Origin of the sequence: Roseovarius sp. THAF27, from assembly GCF_009363655.1 — a bacterium.
GTDB lineage: Bacteria > Pseudomonadota > Alphaproteobacteria > Rhodobacterales > Rhodobacteraceae > Roseovarius.
Genome location: NZ_CP045393.1, coordinates 1,052,879 through 1,075,000, shown reverse-complemented (window position 1 = coordinate 1,075,000; position 22,122 = coordinate 1,052,879). Strand labels below are relative to the sequence as shown.

At 64.5% G+C, this 22,122-nt stretch carries 16 protein-coding genes; 1 reads left to right on the top strand and 15 read right to left on the bottom strand.

Features of this window, described 5'->3' with window-relative positions; all coding sequences use genetic code 11:
• Positions 1-186: 186 nt before the first annotated feature.
• The 7 genes from FIU89_RS05380 to FIU89_RS05350 all read right to left on the bottom strand — a co-directional run bounded on the left by FIU89_RS05380 (position 187) and on the right by FIU89_RS05350 (position 8,819).
• Complete coding sequence (locus FIU89_RS05380; protein WP_152491646.1) at positions 187-1,239, bottom strand: 2,3-butanediol dehydrogenase; 1,053 nt, start codon at positions 1,237-1,239, stop codon at positions 187-189.
• A gap of 93 nt (positions 1,240-1,332) precedes the next feature.
• Positions 1,333-3,132 (bottom strand): NAD(P)/FAD-dependent oxidoreductase, encoded by a 1,800-nt coding sequence (locus tag FIU89_RS05375; RefSeq protein ID WP_152491645.1) that lies wholly within the window; start codon positions 3,130-3,132, stop codon positions 1,333-1,335.
• 140 nt (positions 3,133-3,272) lie between these two features.
• Positions 3,273-5,021, bottom strand: coding sequence for a sigma-54-dependent Fis family transcriptional regulator (locus FIU89_RS05370; protein ID WP_152491644.1), 1,749 nt, complete (start codon positions 5,019-5,021; stop codon positions 3,273-3,275).
• A gap of 270 nt (positions 5,022-5,291) precedes the next feature.
• Complete coding sequence (locus tag FIU89_RS05365) at positions 5,292-6,044, bottom strand: ABC transporter ATP-binding protein (protein ID WP_152491643.1); 753 nt, start codon at positions 6,042-6,044, stop codon at positions 5,292-5,294.
• Positions 6,041-6,985 (bottom strand): iron chelate uptake ABC transporter family permease subunit, encoded by a 945-nt coding sequence (locus FIU89_RS05360; RefSeq protein WP_152491642.1) that lies wholly within the window; start codon positions 6,983-6,985, stop codon positions 6,041-6,043. Before FIU89_RS05360 ends, FIU89_RS05365 begins: the two co-directional genes overlap by 4 nt.
• The gene (locus FIU89_RS05355) at positions 6,975-7,928 is read right to left on the bottom strand and encodes an ABC transporter permease (RefSeq protein WP_152491641.1); all 954 of its coding nucleotides are present in this window, start codon (positions 7,926-7,928) and stop codon (positions 6,975-6,977) included. The genes FIU89_RS05360 and FIU89_RS05355 overlap by 11 nt, the downstream gene beginning before the upstream one ends.
• A gap of 3 nt (positions 7,929-7,931) precedes the next feature.
• A complete protein-coding gene (locus FIU89_RS05350) occupies positions 7,932-8,819 on the bottom strand; it encodes a siderophore ABC transporter substrate-binding protein (RefSeq protein WP_152491640.1) in 888 nt (295 codons plus the stop codon).
• Between the two features lie 125 nt (positions 8,820-8,944).
• Between FIU89_RS05350 and FIU89_RS05345 the strand changes: the two genes are divergently transcribed.
• Entirely contained in the window at positions 8,945-9,232 is a 288-nt protein-coding gene (locus FIU89_RS05345; protein ID WP_152491639.1) for a DUF2218 domain-containing protein, read from the top strand.
• A 674-nt stretch (positions 9,233-9,906) separates the two neighbouring features.
• On the opposite strand, the gene FIU89_RS05340 is transcribed toward FIU89_RS05345, so the two are convergent.
• From FIU89_RS05340 to FIU89_RS05305, 8 genes are all read right to left on the bottom strand, one after another.
• Entirely contained in the window at positions 9,907-11,850 is a 1,944-nt protein-coding gene (locus tag FIU89_RS05340; protein WP_152491638.1) for a TonB-dependent receptor, read from the bottom strand.
• A gap of 397 nt (positions 11,851-12,247) precedes the next feature.
• Complete coding sequence (locus FIU89_RS05335) at positions 12,248-13,693, bottom strand: NAD-dependent succinate-semialdehyde dehydrogenase (protein WP_152491637.1); 1,446 nt, start codon at positions 13,691-13,693, stop codon at positions 12,248-12,250.
• A gap of 3 nt (positions 13,694-13,696) precedes the next feature.
• On the bottom strand, positions 13,697-14,743 hold the full coding sequence (locus tag FIU89_RS05330) for a tartrate dehydrogenase (RefSeq protein WP_152491636.1): 1,047 nt from the start codon (positions 14,741-14,743) through the stop codon (positions 13,697-13,699).
• A 23-nt stretch (positions 14,744-14,766) separates the two neighbouring features.
• Positions 14,767-16,230, bottom strand: coding sequence for an aldehyde dehydrogenase (locus tag FIU89_RS05325; protein WP_152491635.1), 1,464 nt, complete (start codon positions 16,228-16,230; stop codon positions 14,767-14,769).
• 122 nt (positions 16,231-16,352) lie between these two features.
• Complete coding sequence (locus tag FIU89_RS05320) at positions 16,353-17,726, bottom strand: FAD/NAD(P)-binding oxidoreductase (RefSeq protein ID WP_152494411.1); 1,374 nt, start codon at positions 17,724-17,726, stop codon at positions 16,353-16,355.
• Positions 17,723-18,046 (bottom strand): (2Fe-2S)-binding protein, encoded by a 324-nt coding sequence (locus FIU89_RS05315; protein ID WP_152491634.1) that lies wholly within the window; start codon positions 18,044-18,046, stop codon positions 17,723-17,725. Before FIU89_RS05315 ends, FIU89_RS05320 begins: the two co-directional genes overlap by 4 nt.
• Positions 18,043-20,028 carry a hydantoinase B/oxoprolinase family protein gene (locus FIU89_RS05310; protein WP_152491633.1) on the bottom strand — a complete coding sequence of 662 codons (1,986 nt, stop codon included), beginning with the start codon at positions 20,026-20,028 and terminating at the stop codon, positions 18,043-18,045. The genes FIU89_RS05315 and FIU89_RS05310 overlap by 4 nt, the downstream gene beginning before the upstream one ends.
• 4 nt (positions 20,029-20,032) lie before the next feature.
• Complete coding sequence (locus FIU89_RS05305; protein ID WP_152491632.1) at positions 20,033-22,087, bottom strand: hydantoinase/oxoprolinase family protein; 2,055 nt, start codon at positions 22,085-22,087, stop codon at positions 20,033-20,035.
• Between the last annotated feature and the right edge of the window lie 35 nt (positions 22,088-22,122).

Sequence of the window (22,122 nt, the reverse complement as noted above, 5' to 3'; positions counted from 1 at the left end):
GGCAGCCTGCTGCGCGAAGATGCAGCGTCCAGCATAGGTTTTTTCGCGAGCGTTTGAATTGCAGTGCCAACCGCCAGCGCCAAAACACATCAAACCGATGCAATACATGGGGTGTGGATGACCCCTGTAAGGGGCTCCGGCCGCCGCCTGTGATCGGGGTGGCCGGAATTCTACTGCCGCAGGACGTCAGTCGGGCGCTTCGACCAGGATTTTCACATGAGACTTCTCCGCCGCAAGCGCTTCAAAGCCCTTTGCGACGATTTCATCCAATGGAATCCGCTTGGTGACCAGTTGATCGGCGCTGAAATACCCTTGGGTCATGAGCGCCATTACCGCCGGGTAGACATTGCGATAGGCGATGGTACCCTGCAACTGCCTCTCCTTGAGTACGACTGTGTTGGGCTGGAAGGAGGCCTCCTGTTCCCAGATCGACACGACCAGAACCTGTCCCTCGTGGCGCGTGGCGTCGATGCATTGCGGCAGTACCTGAGGTACGCCGGTCACCTCGAAGGCAACATGAACCCCGCCCGTCACTTCTCGAACCTCCGCGACAGCGTCGGTCGCGGTTGGGTCTATTGCCGACGTCGCGCCGAGATCCAGCGCCTTTTTCCGCCGCACGTCAGAGGGTTCCACAACGTGAATCTCCGACGCGCCGGCAACGCGCAGCGACTCCAAAACCAGAAGTCCGATCGGACCCGCGCCGAAGACAGCGGCCTTGTCACCCGCCTTGATCTTCGAAAGGCGCACCGCGTGCAGGGCGACGGCAGCAGGCTCGACGAGCGCGCCTTGCTCCATGGATAGCGCCTCGGGCATCTTGTGCACCATGCGGGCGGGGACAACGCTGTGGGTGGCAAAACCACCGTGCCCGCCGGACAGGCCTACAAAACCGAGGCTGTCACACAGGTTGTATTTCCCTTCCAGGCAAGCGGCGCACTCACCGCAGGCAAATATCGGTTCGATGGCGACGCGGTCGCCCACCGAAATATCCGTGACGCCCTCGCCCAGTTCCGCGACGGTACCACAATATTCGTGCCCCATGGTGATTGGCGCCTTGTCGTGGCTCAGGGGGTGATCGTCATCCACCGGCACGAAAATCGGCCCGGCCAGATATTCGTGCAGGTCGCTACCGCAGATCCCGGTCCATGCCACCTTGACCTTCACCTCGCCTTTGCCCGGTTTTGGTTCCGTGATGTCTTCGACGCGAATATCCTTCACGCCATGCCAACGTGCTGCTTTCATTTCTTTTCTCCAGTGTCAGTTAAGGGTGCGCCCGGCGGGAGGAAGGTGCCGGGCACTTGGGCGCGCCATGTTAGGTGCTGCCCGGACACGGCATCACGACAGGTGATGCACCTCTTGCAGGCCGTAGACGGGGGTATCGATGCCTTCCATCCGCGCCTTCAGTTGCAACGCAAGGTACAAGGAATAATGGCGAGACTGGTGCAGATTGCCGCCATGGAACCAAAGATTGTCCTGCTGAGTCGGCTTCCACATGTTGCGTTGCTCGCCTTCCCAGGGGCCGGGATCCTTGGTTGTGTCGGAGCCCAACCCCCAAACCTTGCCAACCTTGTCTGCAACGTCCTGGCTGATCAGGTCTGCGGCCCAGCCGTTCATCGAGCCGTATCCAGTCGCCATGACCACCAGGTCGGCGTCCAGATGCGTGCCATCCGACAGTACCACGCCGGTCGCGTCAAAGCGCTCTACCTGGCCTTTCACCAGCTTTATCTCGCCATCAATGATCAACTGGCTGGCGCCCACGTCGATATAATACCCCGAGCCGCGTCGCAGGTATTTCATGAACAGGCCAGACCCGTCATCGCCCCAGTCGAGTTCAAACCCGGCTTTCTCAAGCCCGGCATAGAACTCGGCATCCCGCTCGCGCATCTGGTCATAGAGCGGGATCTGGAATTCATGCATGATCCGATATGGCAGCGAGGCAAAGATCATGTCGGCCTTCTCGGTCGTCACGCCATTGGCCACCGCCTCCTCGGAGTAGAGCGCGCCAAGCCCGATATCCATCAACGTATCGGACCGCACGATATGCGTAGACGAGCGCTGAACCATCGTCACATCAGCATCTGCCTCCCAGAGCGCGGCACAGATGTCATGGGCCGAGTTGTTCGATCCGACGACGACCACTTTCTTGCCGCTCCAGGCGTCCGGGCCTTCATGCTGCGAGCTGTGCTGGATCGTGCCGTTGAAGCTGTCCATGCCGGGAAACTCCGGCATGTTGGGCTTGCCGGACATGCCCGTGGCCAGCACCAGCTGCGTCGGATGCAAGGTGACGTTTTCGCCGTCGCGGTTGACGGTGACGGTCCAGGTGCCTGCGGCCTCGTCGAACTTGGCGCTGGTGACTTCGGAGCGGCTCCAGTAGTTCAGTTCCATGACCTTGGTGTACATTTCCAGCCAGTCGCCCACCTTGTCCTTGGGCGTGAAGACCGGCCAATTATCGGGGAACTTGATGTATGGAAGGTGATCGTACCAGATCGGGTCATGCAGGCAGAGCGACTTGTAGCGCGACCGCCACTGGTCGCCGGGCCGGTCGTGTTTGTCGAGAACTATGGCCGGCACGCCCAGCTGGCGCAGGCGCGCGCCAAGGGCGATGCCGCCCTGCCCGCCACCGACGATCACGGTGTATGGCTGCTCGGAATATCCAAGCTCGGCGGCCTCGGCTTCGCGCTTTTCCTTCCACGACTTGCGGTTCTTGGCGGCGCCGTGTTCTGCCCCCAACGGACGGCGCTTGCCGCTGTTTTCCTCGAAGCCCTTCAATTCCTGCAGCGCAGTCAGCAGTGTCCAGATCCGCCCATCCTTCAGGCGCATCAGGCCCCAACCGCGGCCCACGGCGGTTCCAAAAGTGATCCATGCGGTGACGACACCGCCATCCTCGCCGGGAGCTTCGTCTTCTTGGATAGCGAACGCGTGCGGCTTGGTGTGTTTCAATTGCGCCGTCAGCATGTCCTGAACTCCAGACGGTCCTTCTACCGTCTTGAGGTTCCAGGTCACGGCGACCAGGTCGCGCCAGTAACTGTCGGTGGCAAACAGAGCGCTTGCTGCCTGCACGTCGCCTTCCTCCAAGGCAGCGTTCAGGCTGTCGAGCACCTCTTGCACCTGTAAGGTGACTGTCGAATCGAGCATTGCGGTTCCTCCTCATCAGCAATGTGATGAGCAAAGAGTGGCGAATGGCCCTGCGGCCATTCCACGGAAATCCGATCAATGTCGTCCTATGTGTGATTGCCGCGCTCCAGCATGTTGCACACGCAACAAGACGCAACATTTCAGTCGGGCGCCCGCAACCCTTCTTTGCGGATGCGGCGCAGAATCGTGGAACGGTTGACCCCCAATCGACGTGCGGCACGGGCCATGTTCCAGTTGCAGGCGTCCAGAACCGCCTCCAGATCCTGCTCGTGCGCCCGAGACTGCGGGGCGGGAGGTAGATCGGGCAGATCGATCACGTTGGTTTCCGCCATCGCGCAGGCCACATCCAGCACATTGCCAAGTTCGCGCAGGTTGCCTGGCCAGGTGCGCGCAGTCAGTTCGGCCCGCGCCGAAGGTGTCAGGCGCATTTCCCCGCCGCGGCGACGTCTCAGCAGGCGGTCAATTAACCAGCCAAGGTCTTGCCTTTCGCGCAGGGGCGGCAGTTCCAGTGCGGAGCCAGAAAGCCGGAAGTACAGCGCAGATGGCATGATCTCCTGCGCCATCAGGTCCGACGGCGCGTATGTGGTGGTCGAGATCGGGCGCAAATCCGGGTTCGCATCCAGAAGCCCCGCCAGAACCCGCGCGGTGTCCGGCTGCAGATCCTCGATTCGGCGCAGCAGCAACGTTCCCGGCCCCGACTGACAGTTAAGCGCGTCACGCATCTCTTCGGGCTGCGTTCCGGCGCAATCAATGGCAACGAAACGCCCGCGGCGGGATGCCATGTGAATGGCGCGGGCCAGCTTGGTCTTGCCGCTGCCGCTTTCGCCGCAGATGAGCAACGGCACCTGCGTCGGCGCGAGCCGGTCCGCCTGCGTCAAGAGCCGGATCAAGGTTGGATCGCTTCCAGCGAGGGTTGCATGGAAACCGCTCAGCGCACGTCTTTCCGAAGCCTCCGCACCCACAGACGCCCTGCGCGGAGCCTGCGGTGATATGGCATGGCCGAACACGGCGCCTCCGTCTCCCAAAGCCACCACCCTTTCTTCGGTGGGACGATCCCGCATCAGGTCAGGCAGGTCATCGACGTTCAACCCCAGAAGACTGTCGATCTTTTCACCGATAAGGCTCTTGCCACGCGACAGCATCCGTGTAGCGGCGCGCGTGGCCCCGATCACCCGACCTGACCCGTCGAGGGATACGGCCGCTTCCGGGTCCACGTCGAGGAATTCGGGGCTGGAGGAAAACCTCAGCACCCACTCGCGACGGCTGGCCGCCATGAGGTTCGCCATTTCGACCCGCCGGGCGGCCGCCGTAACCAGGGACATGGCCAGGTTCTGGCTGCTTTTCGGGGCCGGAGAGCGCAGCAGAGAGATATCCAGCACTGCCGCAAGTTGCCCAAGGCTGTCGTAGATCGGCGCTGCGGTACATGACAGCCCCGTGTGGGCGTTTCCGAAGTGGTCGTCCTGATGCACGGTCACCGGCTCGCCCGTGAAGATGCAAGCCCCGACACCGCAGGTGCCGGCAAGGTCTTCGGACCAGTTCGAACCGAGATAAAGACCTGCGTTGCGCAACTCGTCGACAAACAGATCATCGCCGAAAAAGTCGACACAGACGCCTTTTGCGTCCGTCAGCAGCAGAACGTAGTTCTGTCCTGTGACCTGCCGAAACAGGCTTTGCAGGCTGGAGCGCGCCGCGCCGATCATCCAGTCAGCCTGATCGCGATGTATGCGAAACTCCGTGTCCGTTACGATATGGGCCGGATCGCTGCGCGTCGGGTCCATCCCGTAAAGCTCGACACACCGACGCCAGGAGGCATCTACGTAACCGTCCCGACCAGACGCATGACCGTCCAGAACCTGCGCGATCTCCTCGACATGATGACGCTCAACCATGAGACCCTCCTGACGAACACGATAGCACAATCAAGACATGCCCGCACAACCGAAGACCGTTCGTCAGGTTTCGGGGCCCCGCTCGGTGCTTCGCCGAAGATCGGAACATCACAGTCTATGCTTTGCGAAACAGGCGGCAGGCCAGCGGCATGAACGGCCCGCGTTGCGGCATGCCGCCCCAAGGCAACGGCTGAGACGCTCCGCTCAAGCTTGGCGACCTTAGCCTCCGAATCCTAAGCGGGAAGACGCCAGGAATCCGGACGGGCTTGTTCATACCGCCACGAAGGTCCGCCCGCCGATCCTGTGCACCACTGCGTCGGTTCCGAAAATGTCCTGCATTAGCCTGCCGTCCACCAGTGTTTCGGCATCCCCCTGCGGGCCGATTTGCCCGCCTTTCATGGTCACGATATGATCGGCATAGGCGCAGGCATAGTTGATGTCATGCAGCACGATTACCACTGTGCGCCTGTGCTCCTGCGCCAGCCTCTGCAACAGCGCCATGAGCGACCGTGACGCCGCGATATCGAGATTGTTCAGCGGCTCGTCGAGCAGCATGTAGTCGGTGTCCTGCGCAAAGATCATCGCCAGAAGTGCCCGCTGCCGCTGCCCGCCCGACACCGTGTCCAGCGTCCGCTGTGCCAGCGGGTCCAGGTCGAACAGGGTCAGCGCCTCGGCCACCTTTTCGCGGTCGTGCTTGCCCGGCCGCCCCAGATGGTGCGGATAACGCCCGAAGGCGACCAGTTCCGCGATGGTCAGGCGCGGCGCGATTTCGGAACTTTGCGGCAGGATCGCCAGCCGCCGCGCCAGCGCGTTCGACGCGCAGACGCCCACCTCCAGCTCGTCCACCATGATCCGCCCCGTGCGATGCCGCGCCAGCCGCGCGATCAGCGACAGAAGCGTGCTCTTGCCCGCCCCGTTCGGACCGATCAGCGCGGTCACCTTGCCCTTAGGGATTTCCAGCTCGATATCGTGCAGCACCATGGTGCCGCCCAGGTCGTGGCTCACGCCCGTCACGGAAATCATCGCTTCAATCCTTTCATCACCAGCACTAGGAACAGCACGCCGCCCGCAAGGTCGATTACCACGGTCAGCGGTGTCACCAGCCCGAACACACGCTCCAGAAGGGCCTGTCCCCCGACCAGCGTCGTTGCCGAAATCAGCGCGGCCGAAACCAGCAGCACGGCATGTCGCCCCGTAGGCGTCACCGCATGGGCGATGCTGACCACCAGCAGCCCCAGGAACGCCGTCGGCCCGACCAGCGCGGTCGCTACCGACACCAGCACGCCGATCAGGAACAGCACCTGCAACGTGCCGCGCCGTACGTCCTCGCCCAGATTTATCGCCGCCTCGCGCCCCAGCGACAGCACGTCCAGCCGGTGCCGCATGGCCCATGCGCCGACCAACGCCGCGCCGATGGTCACCGCCGCGATGGCCAGCAGCCCGGTCTCGATCTGGTGGAACCGGGCATAGGACGACACTTGCACCACGCTGAACTCGTTGGGGTCCAGCATCCGCACCAACAGCGTGCGCAGAGATCGGAACAGCACGGTCAGCACCAGCCCGGTCAGGATCATCCGCATCAGGTCGGGGCGCTCCTGCAACAACAGCGTCCCGAACAGCAGCATCGACGCCCCGGTCATCAGCACCAGCGACACCACGAACTGCACCCACGAGGTTACGAGAAGGTAATCGGTCATCCCGAAAACGAAGACGCCCATCGCCACGATCAGCACGAACAGTTCGTCGAACCCCATGATCGACGGCGTCAGGATGCGGTTCTGCGTGATCGTCTGAAACAGAACCGTCGAGGTCGACAGCGCCACCGCCACAAGGCACAGCGCCGCCAGCTTCGCGCCGCGAAACTCCAGCACGAAGCCCCAGTTGCCGCGTGCGCCGATCGTCATGTAGGCCACCGCCGACGCCACGAACAGCACCGCAAGAACGATCAGACGCCTACGGTGCATGGCGCGCCGGACGGTAAAGCAGCCAGATGAACACAACCGCGCCCACCACCCCCAGCACCGTGGCCGAGGGCATCTCGAACGGATAGCGCAGCACGCGGGCCACGATATCCGCCGCCAAAACCAGCCCCGCGCCCATCATCGCGATCACCGGCAGCGTGCGGCGCAGGTTGTCGCCCATCATGCGCGATACGATGTTGGGCACGATCAGACCCACGAAAGGAATGATCCCCACGCTCACAACGGTCAGCGCGCAGACCAGCGACACGGCCAGAAGCCCGAACAGCATCACCTGCCGGTAATTGAGCCCAAGGTTGATGCTGGCCGCGTGCCCCAACCCCAGGATCGAAAACTGGTCGGCGGCCACGAAGCACAGCACCGCCGCGACGGCGGCCAGCCACAACGTCTCGTAGCGGCCCTGCAACACGGCCGAGAACTCTCCGGTCACCCAGACGCCGATCATCTGCAACAGGTCGTTCTGGTAGGCCACGAAGGTCACAGCCGCCCCGATCACCCCGCCATAGACCAGCCCCACGAGGGCGACCATGTAGGGCTGCGTCGGCGGCAGCCGCCGGGCAATGGCCAGGAAACCGGCGGTCGAGGCGAACGCCGTCGCCGACGCCATCGCGATCTTTGCAAAAAGCGATGCCGCCGGCGCATAAAGCGTGACCAACAGGATGCCCAGCGCCGCGCCTTCACCGCTGCCCACCGTCATCGGCTCGACGAAACGGTTGCGCACCAGCATCTGCAGGACCGTCCCCGCCACCGCCAGCGACGCCCCGGTGATCAAAACCGCAAACAGGCGCGGCGCGCGGCTCACCGCGATCAGCTGCAGCGCCGCGGGGTCCTGCAACAGCGCAGCCGGGCGCAAGTCGATCACGCCGATGAAAAGCGACACGACCGACAGCGCCAGCAGCGCCACCACCCCGAGGACGATCTTCCCCACAGTTCAGCTTCCGGAAAATGCGGCCAGCAACTGGTCCATGGTGAGATTGAGCGCCTGAACCCCGCCCGCCGCGATGTAGATCGGCGCACTATCGAGGGTGATGACCTTGCCGTTGCGCCACGCTTTCGTCTCGCGCACCAGCACGTTGTCCAGCGTCGATGTCGCCGTCTCCACGTCGCCGATCGCGGCGCTGCGGTCGATCACCAGGATCACGTCGGGATCGACCTGACGGATGAATTCGAAACTGATCGCCTCGCCATGGTCCGAGCCCGCCACCTCTTCGGCGGCCACCTCCAGCCCGAAGGCCGTGTGCAGCCAGCCGAACCGCCCGGACGGGCCGTAGGCCGAAACCTTCGGCCCGTTCGTCATCACGATCAGCGTCCGGCCCGCGCCAGCGGCGGCCTCGGTTACTTCGGCCTGCTTGCGGGTCAACTTGTCAGCCAATGCCGCCGCCTCGTCCTGCCTGCCGAAAATCGCGCCGTAGGCCTCCAGCCGCTTCAGCCCCGTCGCCAGCGTCTCCACATGGATCGTCATGTCGATCGTCGGCGCGATCTTGGCAAGATCGGGCACCTTGTCATGGCTGCGCCCCCCGGCCACAATCAGGTCCGGCTGCAACGCGTAAAGCGCCTCCATATCCGGCTCGAACAGGGTGCCGATCCGCGCCGCGCCCTCCGCCGCGTCTTCCAGGTAGTCCAGGTAAACATTGGAAATCGTACCATCCACCTCGACACCCAGCGCCTCCAGCGTATCGAGCGCGGCCATGTCGTATACGGCGACTGTCTCAGGGGTCTGCGCAACGGCCACAGCGCCGCGAAAGGTCTCGACGGTCACATCCTGAGCACCAACCGGCCCTGCCGTAAGGCAAAGCGCAAAAGCGAATTTTCGAAGCATGTCTTCCCTCTGTCTTGAAAAACCTGCATGGCTGGGAAGTCTGGCTTTGCAGGCGCGGTCGCGCTGTGCTTAACCGCAGCGAAAAGAAGAGTCTACGCCCAACACTTCACGAAAAGGAGCCAGCCATGCCAACCCTCATCGGACGCATCGAAACCGAGCACGGCGCCAAATACCTCACCCAGCTCTGCAAGCATTTCGCCCACAAGATCGACGCCACCTGGGACGGCAACCACGGCCGTGCCGATTTCGTCTTCGGCCGCGCGATCATGGAGGCCGACCCTCAGGGCTTCACGATCTGCTTCGAAGTTGACAAGGACGAAAACGTGCCCGCCGCCAAGGGCGTCATAGACAGCCACCTCGTGACCTTCGCCCACCGCGAAAAGATCGCAGGCATGGAATGGACCGCAGCGTGACCCTGGTGCTGCGCCGCGCCCCCCAACGGCTGTCCGCTCAGCGGAACGAAGCGGACGTTATTTTGCCACGGTGAGGAGACGCGCATCGACGGGCCGTGGTGCGGCGAACCGACGATGGTGATGGGCAGTTTATGCCTGCCAGGCACATCCAACCTGAGAGCGTGGCACGTCACCTGCCAAATCGCCGTGCCGTCGCACCAAAGGTGCGCCAACTATAGTCGGCACGCCTCTGGCGAGACGGAGCGGCCCGGCGATACGCGGCGGGCTTCGCCCTTGTTCCGCGCCAGCGCTTTGTTACTATGGCAAATATGGGTTCGCACCGTACATTCGCTGCGATGAAAGTGAATGGCCGAGATGCAGGTCTTGCTGCCGTTCACGACGGAGGCGAGCGTCAGCCCCTGGGATGGCGATCCGACGGGAATTCTGACGCACTTTATGCCTGCCAAAGACATCCTCAGTATGATGATTGCGCCCAGCCTCAGCCAAATCGCCAGCCCAAGGGAGGGGCTGACGATGGCCGGGCCGCTTCGCGGCTGTTCACCGGCTAGGTGCTCGACGCCTTTGTCTGGCAACGGGCTCACAACGGACTTTCGCCCTTTGATGACCGCGACCCTTACGGTCGCGATAATCAACACGCCTTGCACGGACCCCCGCCCACACGGGCAGGCCCATGCTCAGAACCGCAGCGTGGCCCGCAGGTTGAAGGACCGGCCCGGCTCCCGCAGCGGCGTCACCGTCGCGAATTCCTGACCGTAGGTCGCCCGCTCGGTATAGGTCTCGTCGAAGATGTTGTCGATCTCCGCCCGCACGGTCAGGTTCTCCATCCGGCGCGGCGTGTACTCGGCAAAGGCGTTGACCACTTCGAACCCGTCGATCTCGCCCCCGGGCGCGCCCGCCGCCGACTTGTCGAACACGATCTGCGCATCCGCACCCAACGTCAGACCCAGCCGATCCCACGTGTTGGCCACCTCGAACACAAGGTTGTCCCCCAGGGGCGTGGTCAGGTAACGCCCGGTGTAGCTGTCGGCAGGACCTCCGTTGATCTTGGTGTCGATATCGGCATAGGCGATGCGGGCGAACCCGCTCGACCATGTATAGGCCGCGCCGATCTCGTACCCCTCGGTGTCGAGGTCCGAAACCTGCCCCGGCCCGCCGTTGAACAGGCCTGTCGTGGGGTCCAGCAGGGTCCGCGCGTTGTCGATATCGGTCTTGAACAGCTTGGCGTTGAAGTCCCAGTTGCCCACCCGGTAATTGGCCCCGAGGTAATAATTCTCCGAGGTCACCGGCTCGATCGACGCCGGATAGGTCCAGGCGGTGTCGAACAGGAAGCTTTCCGCCAATGCGATACCGCCCCACACGCGCGAGGCCCCGGCACTGACCGTGATCGCGTCGGTCACGTCGAAATCCCCGGCGATGTTCGCCGACAGCCCGTCATTGTCATAGGTCGTGCCGTCGACGCCCTCGAACTCTTGGAAATCGTATCGCGCGCCTGTCGACAGGCGGAACCGATCCGTCAGGTCCAGCTCGGCCTGCACGAAGAGGCCGATATTCGTGGCCTTCTCCTCGGCAAAGAATACCGCCGTGCCCTCGCCGTTGATATCCGCCACGTCGCTGTAAAAATCGAGACCCGCATTCACGGTGCCATTCGCCACCTGGAACTCGTTCTGGATCTTGCCCGTGAAACTCGTGGTCTTGCCCGCATAGGCGTCCGTGGCGCCCGGCATCGGCCCGGTGTAAAGGTCGGTCGAATTGTAGGCGATCTGCACCGACGGATTCCACATCGCCGTGGTGTTCCCGAACTCATAGGACAACACCAGGTTCTGGCGCTCCAGCGTATAGGTCCTCGTGTCCAGAACGCCGCGCAAGCCCGCGAAATCCGCCCGCAGGGGACGCTGCGCATCGTCGCGCACGATCTCGTACCCCAGTTCCAGCCGCCCGCCGTTGTCGGCGTTGAACGCCACCTTGGCCAACCCGCTGGTCAGCCCCGTGCCCGAGCCGGTAATATCCACGCCGGAGCCGTCCTCGCGCAGACCGCCATCGGCATACTTCCCGAAGGCCAGATACTCGAACCGCCCGGACACGCCAAAGAGCGCCAGGCTGTTGGTAAAGACATCACCATTGCTCTGATACTCGGTGATGAACCGCCCGCCGAACGTGCGTCCCTCTTCCAACAGGTCGCCCACGTCCTTCGTCTCGAACGCGATCGCGCCGGCCATCGCTCCGGGTCCCGCATCTGCCGGCGCCACGCCGGGGTCGACCCGCACCGCCTTCAGCAGTTCTGGGTCGATATAGGTCGTGGCGCTGTGGTGAAAGATTCGGTTGTTCTGCCGCGCGCCATCGATTGTGACGTTCAGGTTGTTCTCCTCGACTCCGTTTACATAGATTTTCTGCGATATCGGCAACGAACTACCCACCGACACCGACGGCTCGGACTTGAAGACCTCCTGCAGATCCTTCGGCGTCGTGCGCGTCAGGTCCTCGTTGTCGATCCCGATGGAGGTGGTGGCATCCGAACCGATATAGATCGTGCCCAGAACGAACGGTTCGGGCGCTTGCGCAAACGCGCTCCCGGTTCCGATGATGAAGATAGCCGACGCATACGGCGTGACAGTGCGCATAATCCATTCCCCAGTAGATTTGATTTTTCTGGGTAGCGGATGACTGGCTGCCTAAGGGTGGTCCATTTCACAGGCAGGTGCGGATTGCAATTCAGAACGGCACGCGGCCCAGCACGCTGAAGGAATGCGCAGCTATCCTGTGTCGTTCCGAGAACGTGCTTTCACTCTGCACGGAGAGACGACCATTAAGATCGTCGAGCGAATGCCAAGCCCTTGAGCAGAGTGCATTCGGTTGATTGACCCGCGCCTAGTGATTGATCGATTTCAACGCGACCAACTCTGCCTCTCCCGACGCAATATGCGAACCTTGACAGTTCGCGCCGAGAACCGTTCATCCCTTGGGCGTTGACGGCGGGCGGTGCGGCGGGCGTCCTGCGCCCGACGCCCGGCCGGTCCCTCAGGACACCGAAAGTCCGCCCACGTGAAACGCCTTGGTCTCGAGATATTCCTCGATGCCTTCCCGCGCCCCTTCGCGGCCAAGCCCCGATGCCTTGACCCCGCCGAACGGGCTTTCGGCATGGCTGACCACCCCGGTATTCAGCGCAACGATGCCGAATTCCAGCGCCCCGCCCACCCGGAACGCGCGGGCCAGATCGCGCGTGTAGAAATAGGCCGCCAATCCGAAGGGTGTCCCGTTGGCAAGCGCCAGCGCCTCGTCTTCAGTCTCGAACCTGAAGATCGGCGCCACGGGGCCAAAGGTCTCTTCCCCGGCAAGCTGCATGTCGGGCGTGGCGTCGGTCAGCACCATCGGATCGGCATATTGCATTCCCAGTTCGCGCACTTCGGTACTGCGCCTCGCGCCCTTCGACAGGGCGTTCTCGACATGGGCGGTGATCTTCTGGATCGCCGCCTGGTTGATCATCGGCCCGATGTCGCTGCCTTCCGCATCCCCCGGCCCGACCTTGAGGGCGTTCACCCGCTCTGACAGCGCCGCCACGAACGCGTCGTGTATCCCCGCCTGCACCAGAATACGATTCGCGCAAACGCAGGTCTGCCCGCCATTGCGGAATTTCGACAGCATCGCCCCTTCGACCGCCGCGTCGAGATCGGCGTCGTCGAACACGATGAAAGGTGCGTTGCCACCCAACTCCAGCGAGAGCTTCTTGAGCGTGGGGGCGCATTGCTCGGCCAAAAGAGCGCCCACGCGCGTCGAGCCGGTAAAGGACAGTTTCCGCACCACCGGCGATGATGTCAGCGTCTTGCCAATGACCTCGGGCCGCCCGGTCAGAACATTCACCACCCCCTTCGGCAGACCGGCCCGCTCTGCCAGAACGGCCAGCGCGAGGGCCGAGTAAGGCGTGAAATCAGACGGTTTGACCACCATGGTGCACCCCGCAGCCAGACCGGGCGCGACCTTGCGGGTGATCATGGCGATGGGGAAGTTCCAGGGCGTTACGATCGCGCAGACACCCACCGGCTCCTTCATTGCGAGGATCTTCTTGCCCTGTACCGGCGACGGGATGATTGACCCGTCAATGCGACGGGCTTCTTCGGAGAACCAACGGATGAACGATGCGCCATAGGCAACCTCTCCCCGCGACTCGGCCAGCGGCTTTCCCTGCTCGGCGGTCAGGATTTGCGCCAGATCCTCGGTATGCTCCAGCACCAGGTCGTGCCACCGCATCAGGATATCGGCACGCGCGGCATGGGTTCGCGCCCGCCAATCCCGCATCGCCGCCTCGGCGGCCTGAATGGCGCGCTCAGTCTCGTCGGCCGTCGTGTCGGGCATGGTGCCCATGACCGCGCCGGTCGCGGGGTTGGTAACCTCCATGTCAGGGCGCGCAATCCACTCACCGTCGATCAGCGCGGCCTGGCGAAAAAGATCGGGGTCGGATAGCTTCATCGTTCAACCTTTCATCGCGGCAATCACCGCATTGGTGATATCGTCCGTACCGTGGCTGCCGGGGCGTATGCCGATGCCCTGAGCCGTCGTCGCGGATATGGCCTCTTCCACCCGATCGGCGGCACCGTCTTCGCCCAGATGGCGCAGCATCATCGCCCCCGACCAGATGGCCGCAATAGGGTTTGCAATCCCCTTGCCCGCGATATCCGGGGCCGAGCCGTGCACCGGCTCGAACATCGAAGGCGCGGTCCGGTCAGGACAGATATTGGCCGACGCGGCAAACCCAAGCCCGCCCTGAATGGCCGCGCCCAGGTCCGTCAGGATGTCGCCGAACAGGTTGGACGCCACGATCACGTCGAGATCCTCGGGGTTCATCACCATCTTGGCCGCCATTGCGTCGATATGCACATGGCTTACCGTGACATCGGGATAATCGGCCGCAACCGCACGCGTCATGTCATCCCAGAAAACCATGGAATACTGCTGAGCGTTCGACTTCGTGACCGAGGTCAGGTGCCCGCGCCGTGCTTGCGCCTGCTCGAAGCCAAAGCGCAGGATGCGCTCCACCCCCTGCCGCGTGAAGACCGAGGTCTGCACGGCCACCTCGTTGTCGCGCCCCGGGTGCACGCGCCCGCCCGCGCCGGCATATTCGCCTTCGGTGTTCTCGCGGATGCACAGGATATCGAAGGCGTCGGATTTCAACGGGCCTTCCACGCCCGGCAACAGACGATGCGGGCGGATATTGGCATATTGATCGAACGCCTTGCGGATCGGAAGCAGCAGACCGTGCAGTGAAACCGCGTCCGGCACCGTCTCGGGCCAGCCGACTGCCCCCAGAAAGATCGCGTCGAAGCCGCGCAAGGTCTCGATCCCGTCCTCCGGCATCATCGCGCCCGTCTCGTGGTAATAGGCGCAGGACCATGGGAAGGTCCCGGTGCGAAGCGTGAAATTCTCCACCTCGGCGACGGCGTGCATCACCTTCATGGTCGCCTCCGTCACGTCAACTCCGATCCCGTCGCCGGGGATCAAGGCAATCTGGTGCTCGCTCATTGAAATTCCTTTGTCTTACTCATTCAGATAGTCGCCAGCACGGATTTCGTGCGGCGGTTGGCGGTATAGGCTTCGCGACCAAGGTCCTTGCCCAACCCGCTGGCCTTCCAGCCGCCGGTGGGCAGGATGTGGTCGCGCGATCGGCCATAGCGGTTGATCCAGACCGTCCCCGCCTCGATGCGGCCCGCAACGCGCAGCGCGCGGGCCAGGTCGCGGGTGAAGATGCCGGAACACAGACCGTATGTCGGATGCGCCGCCATGGCGATGGCTTCTTCCTCGGTCTCGAACGTCTGGAAGGTGGCGACGGGACCGAAGATTTCTTCGGTGACGGCCGGATTGTCCGGCGACGGCCCCGCCAGCAGCGTCGGCCGGTAATAGCTGCCCTCACGATCGAACCGCGCAGCACCGCACAGCGGCTCGGCCCCGTGCTCGCAGGAGGCGCGTACAAGGCTGTCGATACGGCCAAGCTGCGCCTCCGAGATGATCGGGCAAAACCCGGATTGTGCGTCCCAGGTGGCTGCGGGCTCATGCCGGTTGAACCTTTCGGTCAGGCGCCCGGCCAGCTCGTCGGCGATGCTGCGGGCCACGATCATCCGCGACCCTGCCACGCAGAACTGGCCCGCGTTGGGCAATATGCCACGCTCCAGGCACTCTGTCGCAAGGTCGAGATCGGCATCCTCGAAAACGATCATCGGGCTCTTGCCGCCCAGCTCCAGCGTCATTGGCTTGATGCCGCAGCGTGCGACGTTTTCCATGATCGCGGCACCGGCGCGGGTAGACCCGGTAAAGGAGATCTTGTCGATCCCGGGATGCCCCGTGATCGCCCCGCCGGTTTCGGGACCGTCCCCGAGAACCACGTTGACCAGCCCTTCGGGCAGACCGGCACGCACTGAAAGCTCGGCCATGTAAAGCGCGGACCAGGGCGTCATCTCGGACGGTTTGAGAACCACTGCGTTGCCGGCTGCAAGCGCAGGTCCCAGTTTCCATCCCGCCATCGAGATCGGGAAATTCCACGGCGTGATGGCGCCCACCACGCCATGCGGCTCCGAGGTGATCATACCCAGGCTTCCCTCTGCCGTGGGCGCCAGCGCGTCGCATTCCTTGTCGGCGAACTCGGCGAAGAACCGGATCTGCTCGGCGGTCACGGGGATGTCCCCGGCCACCGTGTCGGACACGGGGCGGCTTGAACAGACCGCTTCCAGCCGGGCCAGTACGGGGGCCTCCTCTTCCATCAGGTCGGCCCACCGATGCAGCGCGCGCAACCGTTCGCGCGGGGCCGCACGCCCCCAGCCGGACGTGCGCAGAGCGGTGCGCGCGGCCTCGACCGCGCGGTCCACCACCGCCATGTCCGCTTGGGGCACTGCGCTCAGCGTGGCACCGTTCGACGGGGCCGTCACTGTGATTTGGTCGCGGGCGGGCACATAGCGTCCACCGATGTAATGCCCGCGGGGCAGCGTCAGCTCCGCAGGATCGAAGGCAAGTGTCATGGTCACCTCTCGTTGGTTGTCCACAGTCTGACGTGATCGGATTGGCAACACTTGCCGAAAGCGTTCGGATGGCGGCATTTTTCGCCGCCAACGCCATCATGGGACGCAGAAGATTGTGTCGCTCATTCGCGCGCGTCGGCGCGTGCGGCCAACAGGCCAAGCGGCGCTGGACGCACCGGCGGCTGTGTCCGCAGACGGCCCACCGAGGCGGGATCGCACCCTGCCTGTGCCGCCATCACCTCGGCCCCCGCAATCTGGCAGTACCGACCCTGGCAGCGCCCCATGCCGACACGGCTGAGCGACTTGGCCCGGTTCGCCTCCTTTCCGGACAGGCTCAGGCTCCGGCGCAGCTCGCCCGCGGTGATGCCTTCGCAGCGGCAAAGGACCGCTCCGTCCGGCACGGCCCGGACCATCTCCGCAGGCCAGGGAAACGCGGCGGCGACCGCCTTGGCGAAACGGGCCATGCGCCGCATCCTTCGAATATCGCCATCCTGCTCCCCCGTGTCCACGGGATGCCCCAGATCGGCAAGGCAGGCGCGCGCGGCCAACCGCCCGGCGATCTCCGCTCCGTCGGCTCCCAAAAGACACATCCCGTCCCCCGCCAGATACAGCCCGTCCCGGACCCGTCCTGCCATGTCCGTCCGGGGCAGCCACTGCGCCCACGTATCCGACCACGCGAACTCTGCCCCCGCCAGATCGGCCAGCGCCGTCTCGGCGCGCAGGTGCCACCCAAGCGCCACGGTATCGCAGGGCGTGCGATGATGCCGACCGCCTGCGTCCCGCCAGGTGATCGCGGCAGGGCCGCTCCCATCGCCCTCGATCCCCGTCAGGTTGACACCGGCCGAGTATCGCCGACCCAGCCCGATCCGCAGCCGCAGACCGCGCAACGTGACCCCCGGCCGGGCCAGCGCCATACCGATACCGCCCCGGACTTGAGCACGCCATGGCGCGGTGTCCAGCACCGCAGCCACCGTCGCCCCCGCGGCAATCAGCTGCGAGGCCACCAGCGTCAAAAGCGGCCCGGAGCCCGCCAGCACGATCCGCCGTCCGAGCGCCACGCCCTGGGACTTCAGCGCTATCTGCGCGGCGCCCAGCGTGTAGACGCCGGCCATCTGCCATCCCGGCACCGGCGCCAGCCGATCGGTCGCGCCGGGCGCGAGCAGCAGGCAATCGTACGGCAGCGACAGGACACCGTCAGGAGAGAGCACCTGAGCGCTCCCGTCCTGGAGACCCAGGACACTGCACCGAGGGTGATAATCGATCTGCCGGTCACGCACGAGGGCATCGAACGTCTCGTGTAAGTTCATGGCCTTCCCGGCCTCGGATCCGTACAGGGTACGCGGCGGGCGCAGGAAGCCTTCGGGGGGGCGACGATAGATCTGGCCTCCGGCGCGTGCACCCTCGTCCACGACAACCGGGCACAGACCGGCGGCGACGAGCGTTTCCGCCGCGCGGATGCCCGCCGGCCCCGCCCCAACAATCAGAACGCGCGTCATGGCCCGGGCCAGCGGTCGGGCGGGGCCGGGTGCAACCGCATCCCCTCTTGCAGCAATGTCGAACAGGCGCGCAATCGCGGGCCGTTCTCTTGCCAGAGCCAGCAATCCTGGCACGCGCCCATCAGGCAGAACCCCGCACGCCGTTCCGGTCCGAATTCCGCGTCCCGCAGCGAGGGCTCCGACGCCAGGATCGCCGTCAGCACCGTGTCGCCTTGCAAACCGAAAAGCGTACGGTCTCCGAACGTAAAGGCCAGAACGGGACGGTCCGCCTCGGCCACCCGTTGCAGGCGCCCTGTTTCCGTCGGACCGGCCTGGCTCATTCCGCGGCCTCGACAGTGGCCTGCAAGTGCGGGATATCCGGAAAACGAACGCAGGTCTCTTCGAACGCGGCACTGACACCTTCCGCGCCTGCGCGTCCGTCCATCCTGCGGAATATCTCCGTCTTGACGAAAAAGCGCCAATGCACGGGCAGCGCCATCAGGATATCGGTCAGGCGCGCATAGGCCGGGGCCGTCCATTGCGCTTCAAACGCCTCTCGCTCGGGTCCGAAATGGAAATGTCCTTCATGCGCACGGGACTCGGCCCGCAGCCTGGCGGTCGCCTCTTCGTCCACCGCTCCAGCGACGATCACCACGCCATACTCGCTTCGGGCAGCCTCTTCGGATACATGCCCGCGCCGCACGTCCAGGGCGACACGCCAGGCTTCGCGCTCCATCGGGTCGCCGCGACCACCACCGCCGGCCGACCGCAGCGAAAGCACATCGCCCGGCTGCAGGATTGCGGTGTCGGCGCTGCCCATCCCGCGGGCCTCCGGCGTGCCGGGATTGACCACCATCTCGGCCAGCCCCGCCGCGCGCCCGCCCAGAACGCCCCAGGGGCGGAAACGCGAACGGTCGCGGTTGCGCGCCGTGATACGCGTGTCGGGCGCAAAGACGCGGAACGCCATTTCCGTGGCCAGCCCGCCGCGCCAGCGCCCTGCCCCGCCGGTATCTTGGGCCAGACCGTATTTCACGAATTCCACCGGCACCTCGGTCTCGGTGATCTCAATCGGCGTGTTGCGCAGATAGGCGGCGTCCGCGCCCGACCCGTTGGTGCCGTCACGGTCGGGCATCCCGCCGCCGCCGCCCACCACGGGGTTCACCGCCGCGATGATCTTCTGTCCGCTGCGCTCGTCATGGGTCATGACGTTGACGATGCAGTTGTTGCCCGCGGGCGCGGCGGGCATCCGCTCGGGCACCGCCCGGCTGAACGCACCGAAAATGACCGAGCGCAGCCGCGCACAGGTCAGCGACCGCATCCCCACCGCCGCCGGTGCGACGGGGTTCAGCACGGTCCCCTCAGGCGCGATGCAGGTGAATGGCCGCGTGATGCCGGTATTCAGCAACAGCTGCGGATTGAGGGTGTAAAGCACATAGTAGATCCCCACCATCAGGATCGTGTGGCGCGGGTCGCCACCCGACGGCACGTTCAGCGACGAGCCGAGTTGCGGGTCCGATCCGGTAAAATCCAGCTCCGCGGTGTCGCCACGGATGCGCAGGGTCAGGTTCAGACGGCAGGGATTGGCGAAATCGCTGTCCTCGTCGGCGTAATCGGCGAATGTATACTCACCGTCGGGGATCGCCTCCAGAATCTCGCGCGCCTGCGCTTCCGCCTGATCCTTGAGTGCCGCGACGCCTGTCAGAAATCCGTCCCGCCCGAAGCGGTCCAGCATCGCATGAACCTTGCGCTCGCCGGTGTTGAGCGCGCCCACCAGCGCTTTGATGTCGCCGATATTCAGGCCCGGTTTGCGCACGTTTGTCTCCATGATCCGCAGGATCTGCGCATCGAAAACACCTTCGTTCACCAGTTTCATGGGCGGGAAACGTACCCCTTCCTGGTGGATCTCGGTCAGCGACCGCGACAGTGACGCAGGCACAGCGCCGCCCATGTCTGTGTTGTGGATATGGCCGCCGGTCCAGGCCACGATCTCGCCGTCGCAAAAGACAGGCTTCCACAGGTGCGTGTCCGGTGCGTGGGTCGCCACGTGCCCGGAATAGGGGTCGTTGGTAAAGGCCACGTCGCCGGGACGGTAATCGTCGATCATGTCGATGGCCCGCCCGTAGGTCAGTCCGGGATACCACGTCGCACCCAGTTCCATAGGCACGGCAAAGGTATCGCCCAGGCGGTCCATGATCATGACCGTGAAGTCCTGCGTCTCCTTGACGAAGGCGGAATGCGCCGTGCGGTGCAAGGTAAAGGCCATGTTCTCGGCCGCGGCGCGGGCGTGATTTGCCAGAACCCGAAGGGTCATCTTGTCGGTCATGGGGTCACTCCGCGAATTCAAGGTGTATATTGAGATGGCGGTCGACATGCGCCGCGGCGCCATCTGGGATCGCCAGCGTTGTGTCCTCCTGGCAGACCACGGCCGGACCGTGGAACGCCGCCCCCGGCACAAGGTCGGTCCGCATGAACAGAGGAATGTCGCGGGCGCCGTACAGATGCACCTGTACGTGCCGCGCGGGCAACGCGGGCGCCGCGCCTGTGTCAGCCTCTTCGGTCATGTCGGGCTTGGGCGTGATGCCGATGGTCGAAAGCCGCAGGTTCACAATCTCGATTGCGCCATTTCGGTCCTCGAAATCATAGATCTGGCGGTGCGCCTCATGAAACGCCCCGGCGATGCGTGCCGGATCGGTCAGCCAGTCAGGCTCCAGCGCCGTTTCGATCTCATAGCTCTGCCCGGCATAGCGCATGTCCGCCGACAGCCGCACCTCCGCCGGGCCATCGTGACCTTGCGCCGCGAGCCAGGCCTGCCCGTCGCGCCGCAGCGCTTCGAACGCGGCCCGCAGTTGAGGCACGGCGCCGGTATCAAGCCCGGTAAAGACGGTCTGCAGGAAATCGCCCCGCATGTCTGCCACGAGGCCACCCAGTGCGGACACCACCCCTGGCCGTCGTGGCGCCAGCACCCGCGCCATGCCCAGCTCACGCGCAAGAAACGCCCCCAGCATCGGCCCGCCACCGCCAAACGGCATCAGCGTGAAGTCCCGCAGGTCCACCCCGGCCCGAGAGCCCAGCTTCTCGACCTCGACGAACAGTTCCGACACCGCGATATCGAGGATGGCTTGAGCGGTTTCTTCCACGCTGCGACCCACCGGCCCGGCAAGACGCGCAACCGCCGCGCGGGCAAGGTCGCGGTCGATGTTCAGTTGGCCATAGGCCATTTCAACCTGCCCCAACCAGCCGCAGACGGCCATCGCATCGGTCACGGTAGGTGCGGTGCCGCCGCGCCCATAGCATGCAGGCCCCGGGGTCGATCCGGCGGATTCCGGCCCGACACGCAGCACGCCCTGGCTGTCGACACTGGCGATGGAGCCACCGCCGATGGCGATGGAACTGACCGAGACCGACGGGATATGCAGCGGGAAGTCGCCAATTTTCTCGTCCGAGCCGTACTGGACCTCTCCGTCCACGATCAGCGCAAAATCCGCCGACGTCCCGCCGATATCCAATGTCAGGATTCTCGATGCCCCCGCTTGCCGCGCCAGCCAAGCCGCGCCCATCACTCCCGAGGCCGTGCCCGACAGGAGCATCGAAACACAGTCGCGTCGCCCCTCGAAGGCGCTCATCAGGCCGCCGTTCGACTTGGTCAGCAACGCCTTCGCCGGCACCTCGCGCCCCGCCAGTCTTTCCTCCAGCGCCGCCAAATAACCCGATACCCGCGGGTGGACATAGCCGTTCAGGATCGCCGTGGAACTGCGCTCATATTCCCGGATGACCGGCCAGACCTCGGATGAGGTGAAAACAAAGAGGTCCGGCGCCTCGGCCTCGATCATGCCCTTCACCGCTGTTTCCTGCGCCCCGTTGCGCCAGCTGTGAAGGAACGACACCACGATCCCTTCGGCACCGACACCGCGCGCGTGTTCAACCGCCTGCCGCACGGCTTCGGAGGTCGGCGCCAGTGGTTCGCTGCCGTCAGCCCGCAGTCTTACCGGAATACCGAACACTCGGTCGCGCGGCACCAGCGGCTCTGCCCTGTGACAGAACAGCGAGTACATGTCGGGCATGGCAAGCCGCGCCAGTTCGATGACGTCCTCGAAACCCTCGTTCGTGATCAGCGCCAGCGTCGCGCCCTTGCGCTGAAGGATGGTGTTGATGCCCACCGTTGTCCCGTGCACGAACCGCGTCACGCAGGCAGGGTCGAGCCCCTCGCGCTCGGCCAGAATGTCGAGGCCAGTGAGAAGTTCGGCCCCCGGATCATCGGGCGTGGTCAGTACCTTGAGCGACGCAATGCGTCCGCTGGTCGTGTCCAGCGCGCAGAAATCCATGAAGGTGCCGCCAATATCGACGCCGACCTTCCAGTCCGCCGGGGCGCGAGTGCCATCCATCTTGCCTGGTCCTTTCCGTGATTTGCCATGACAGG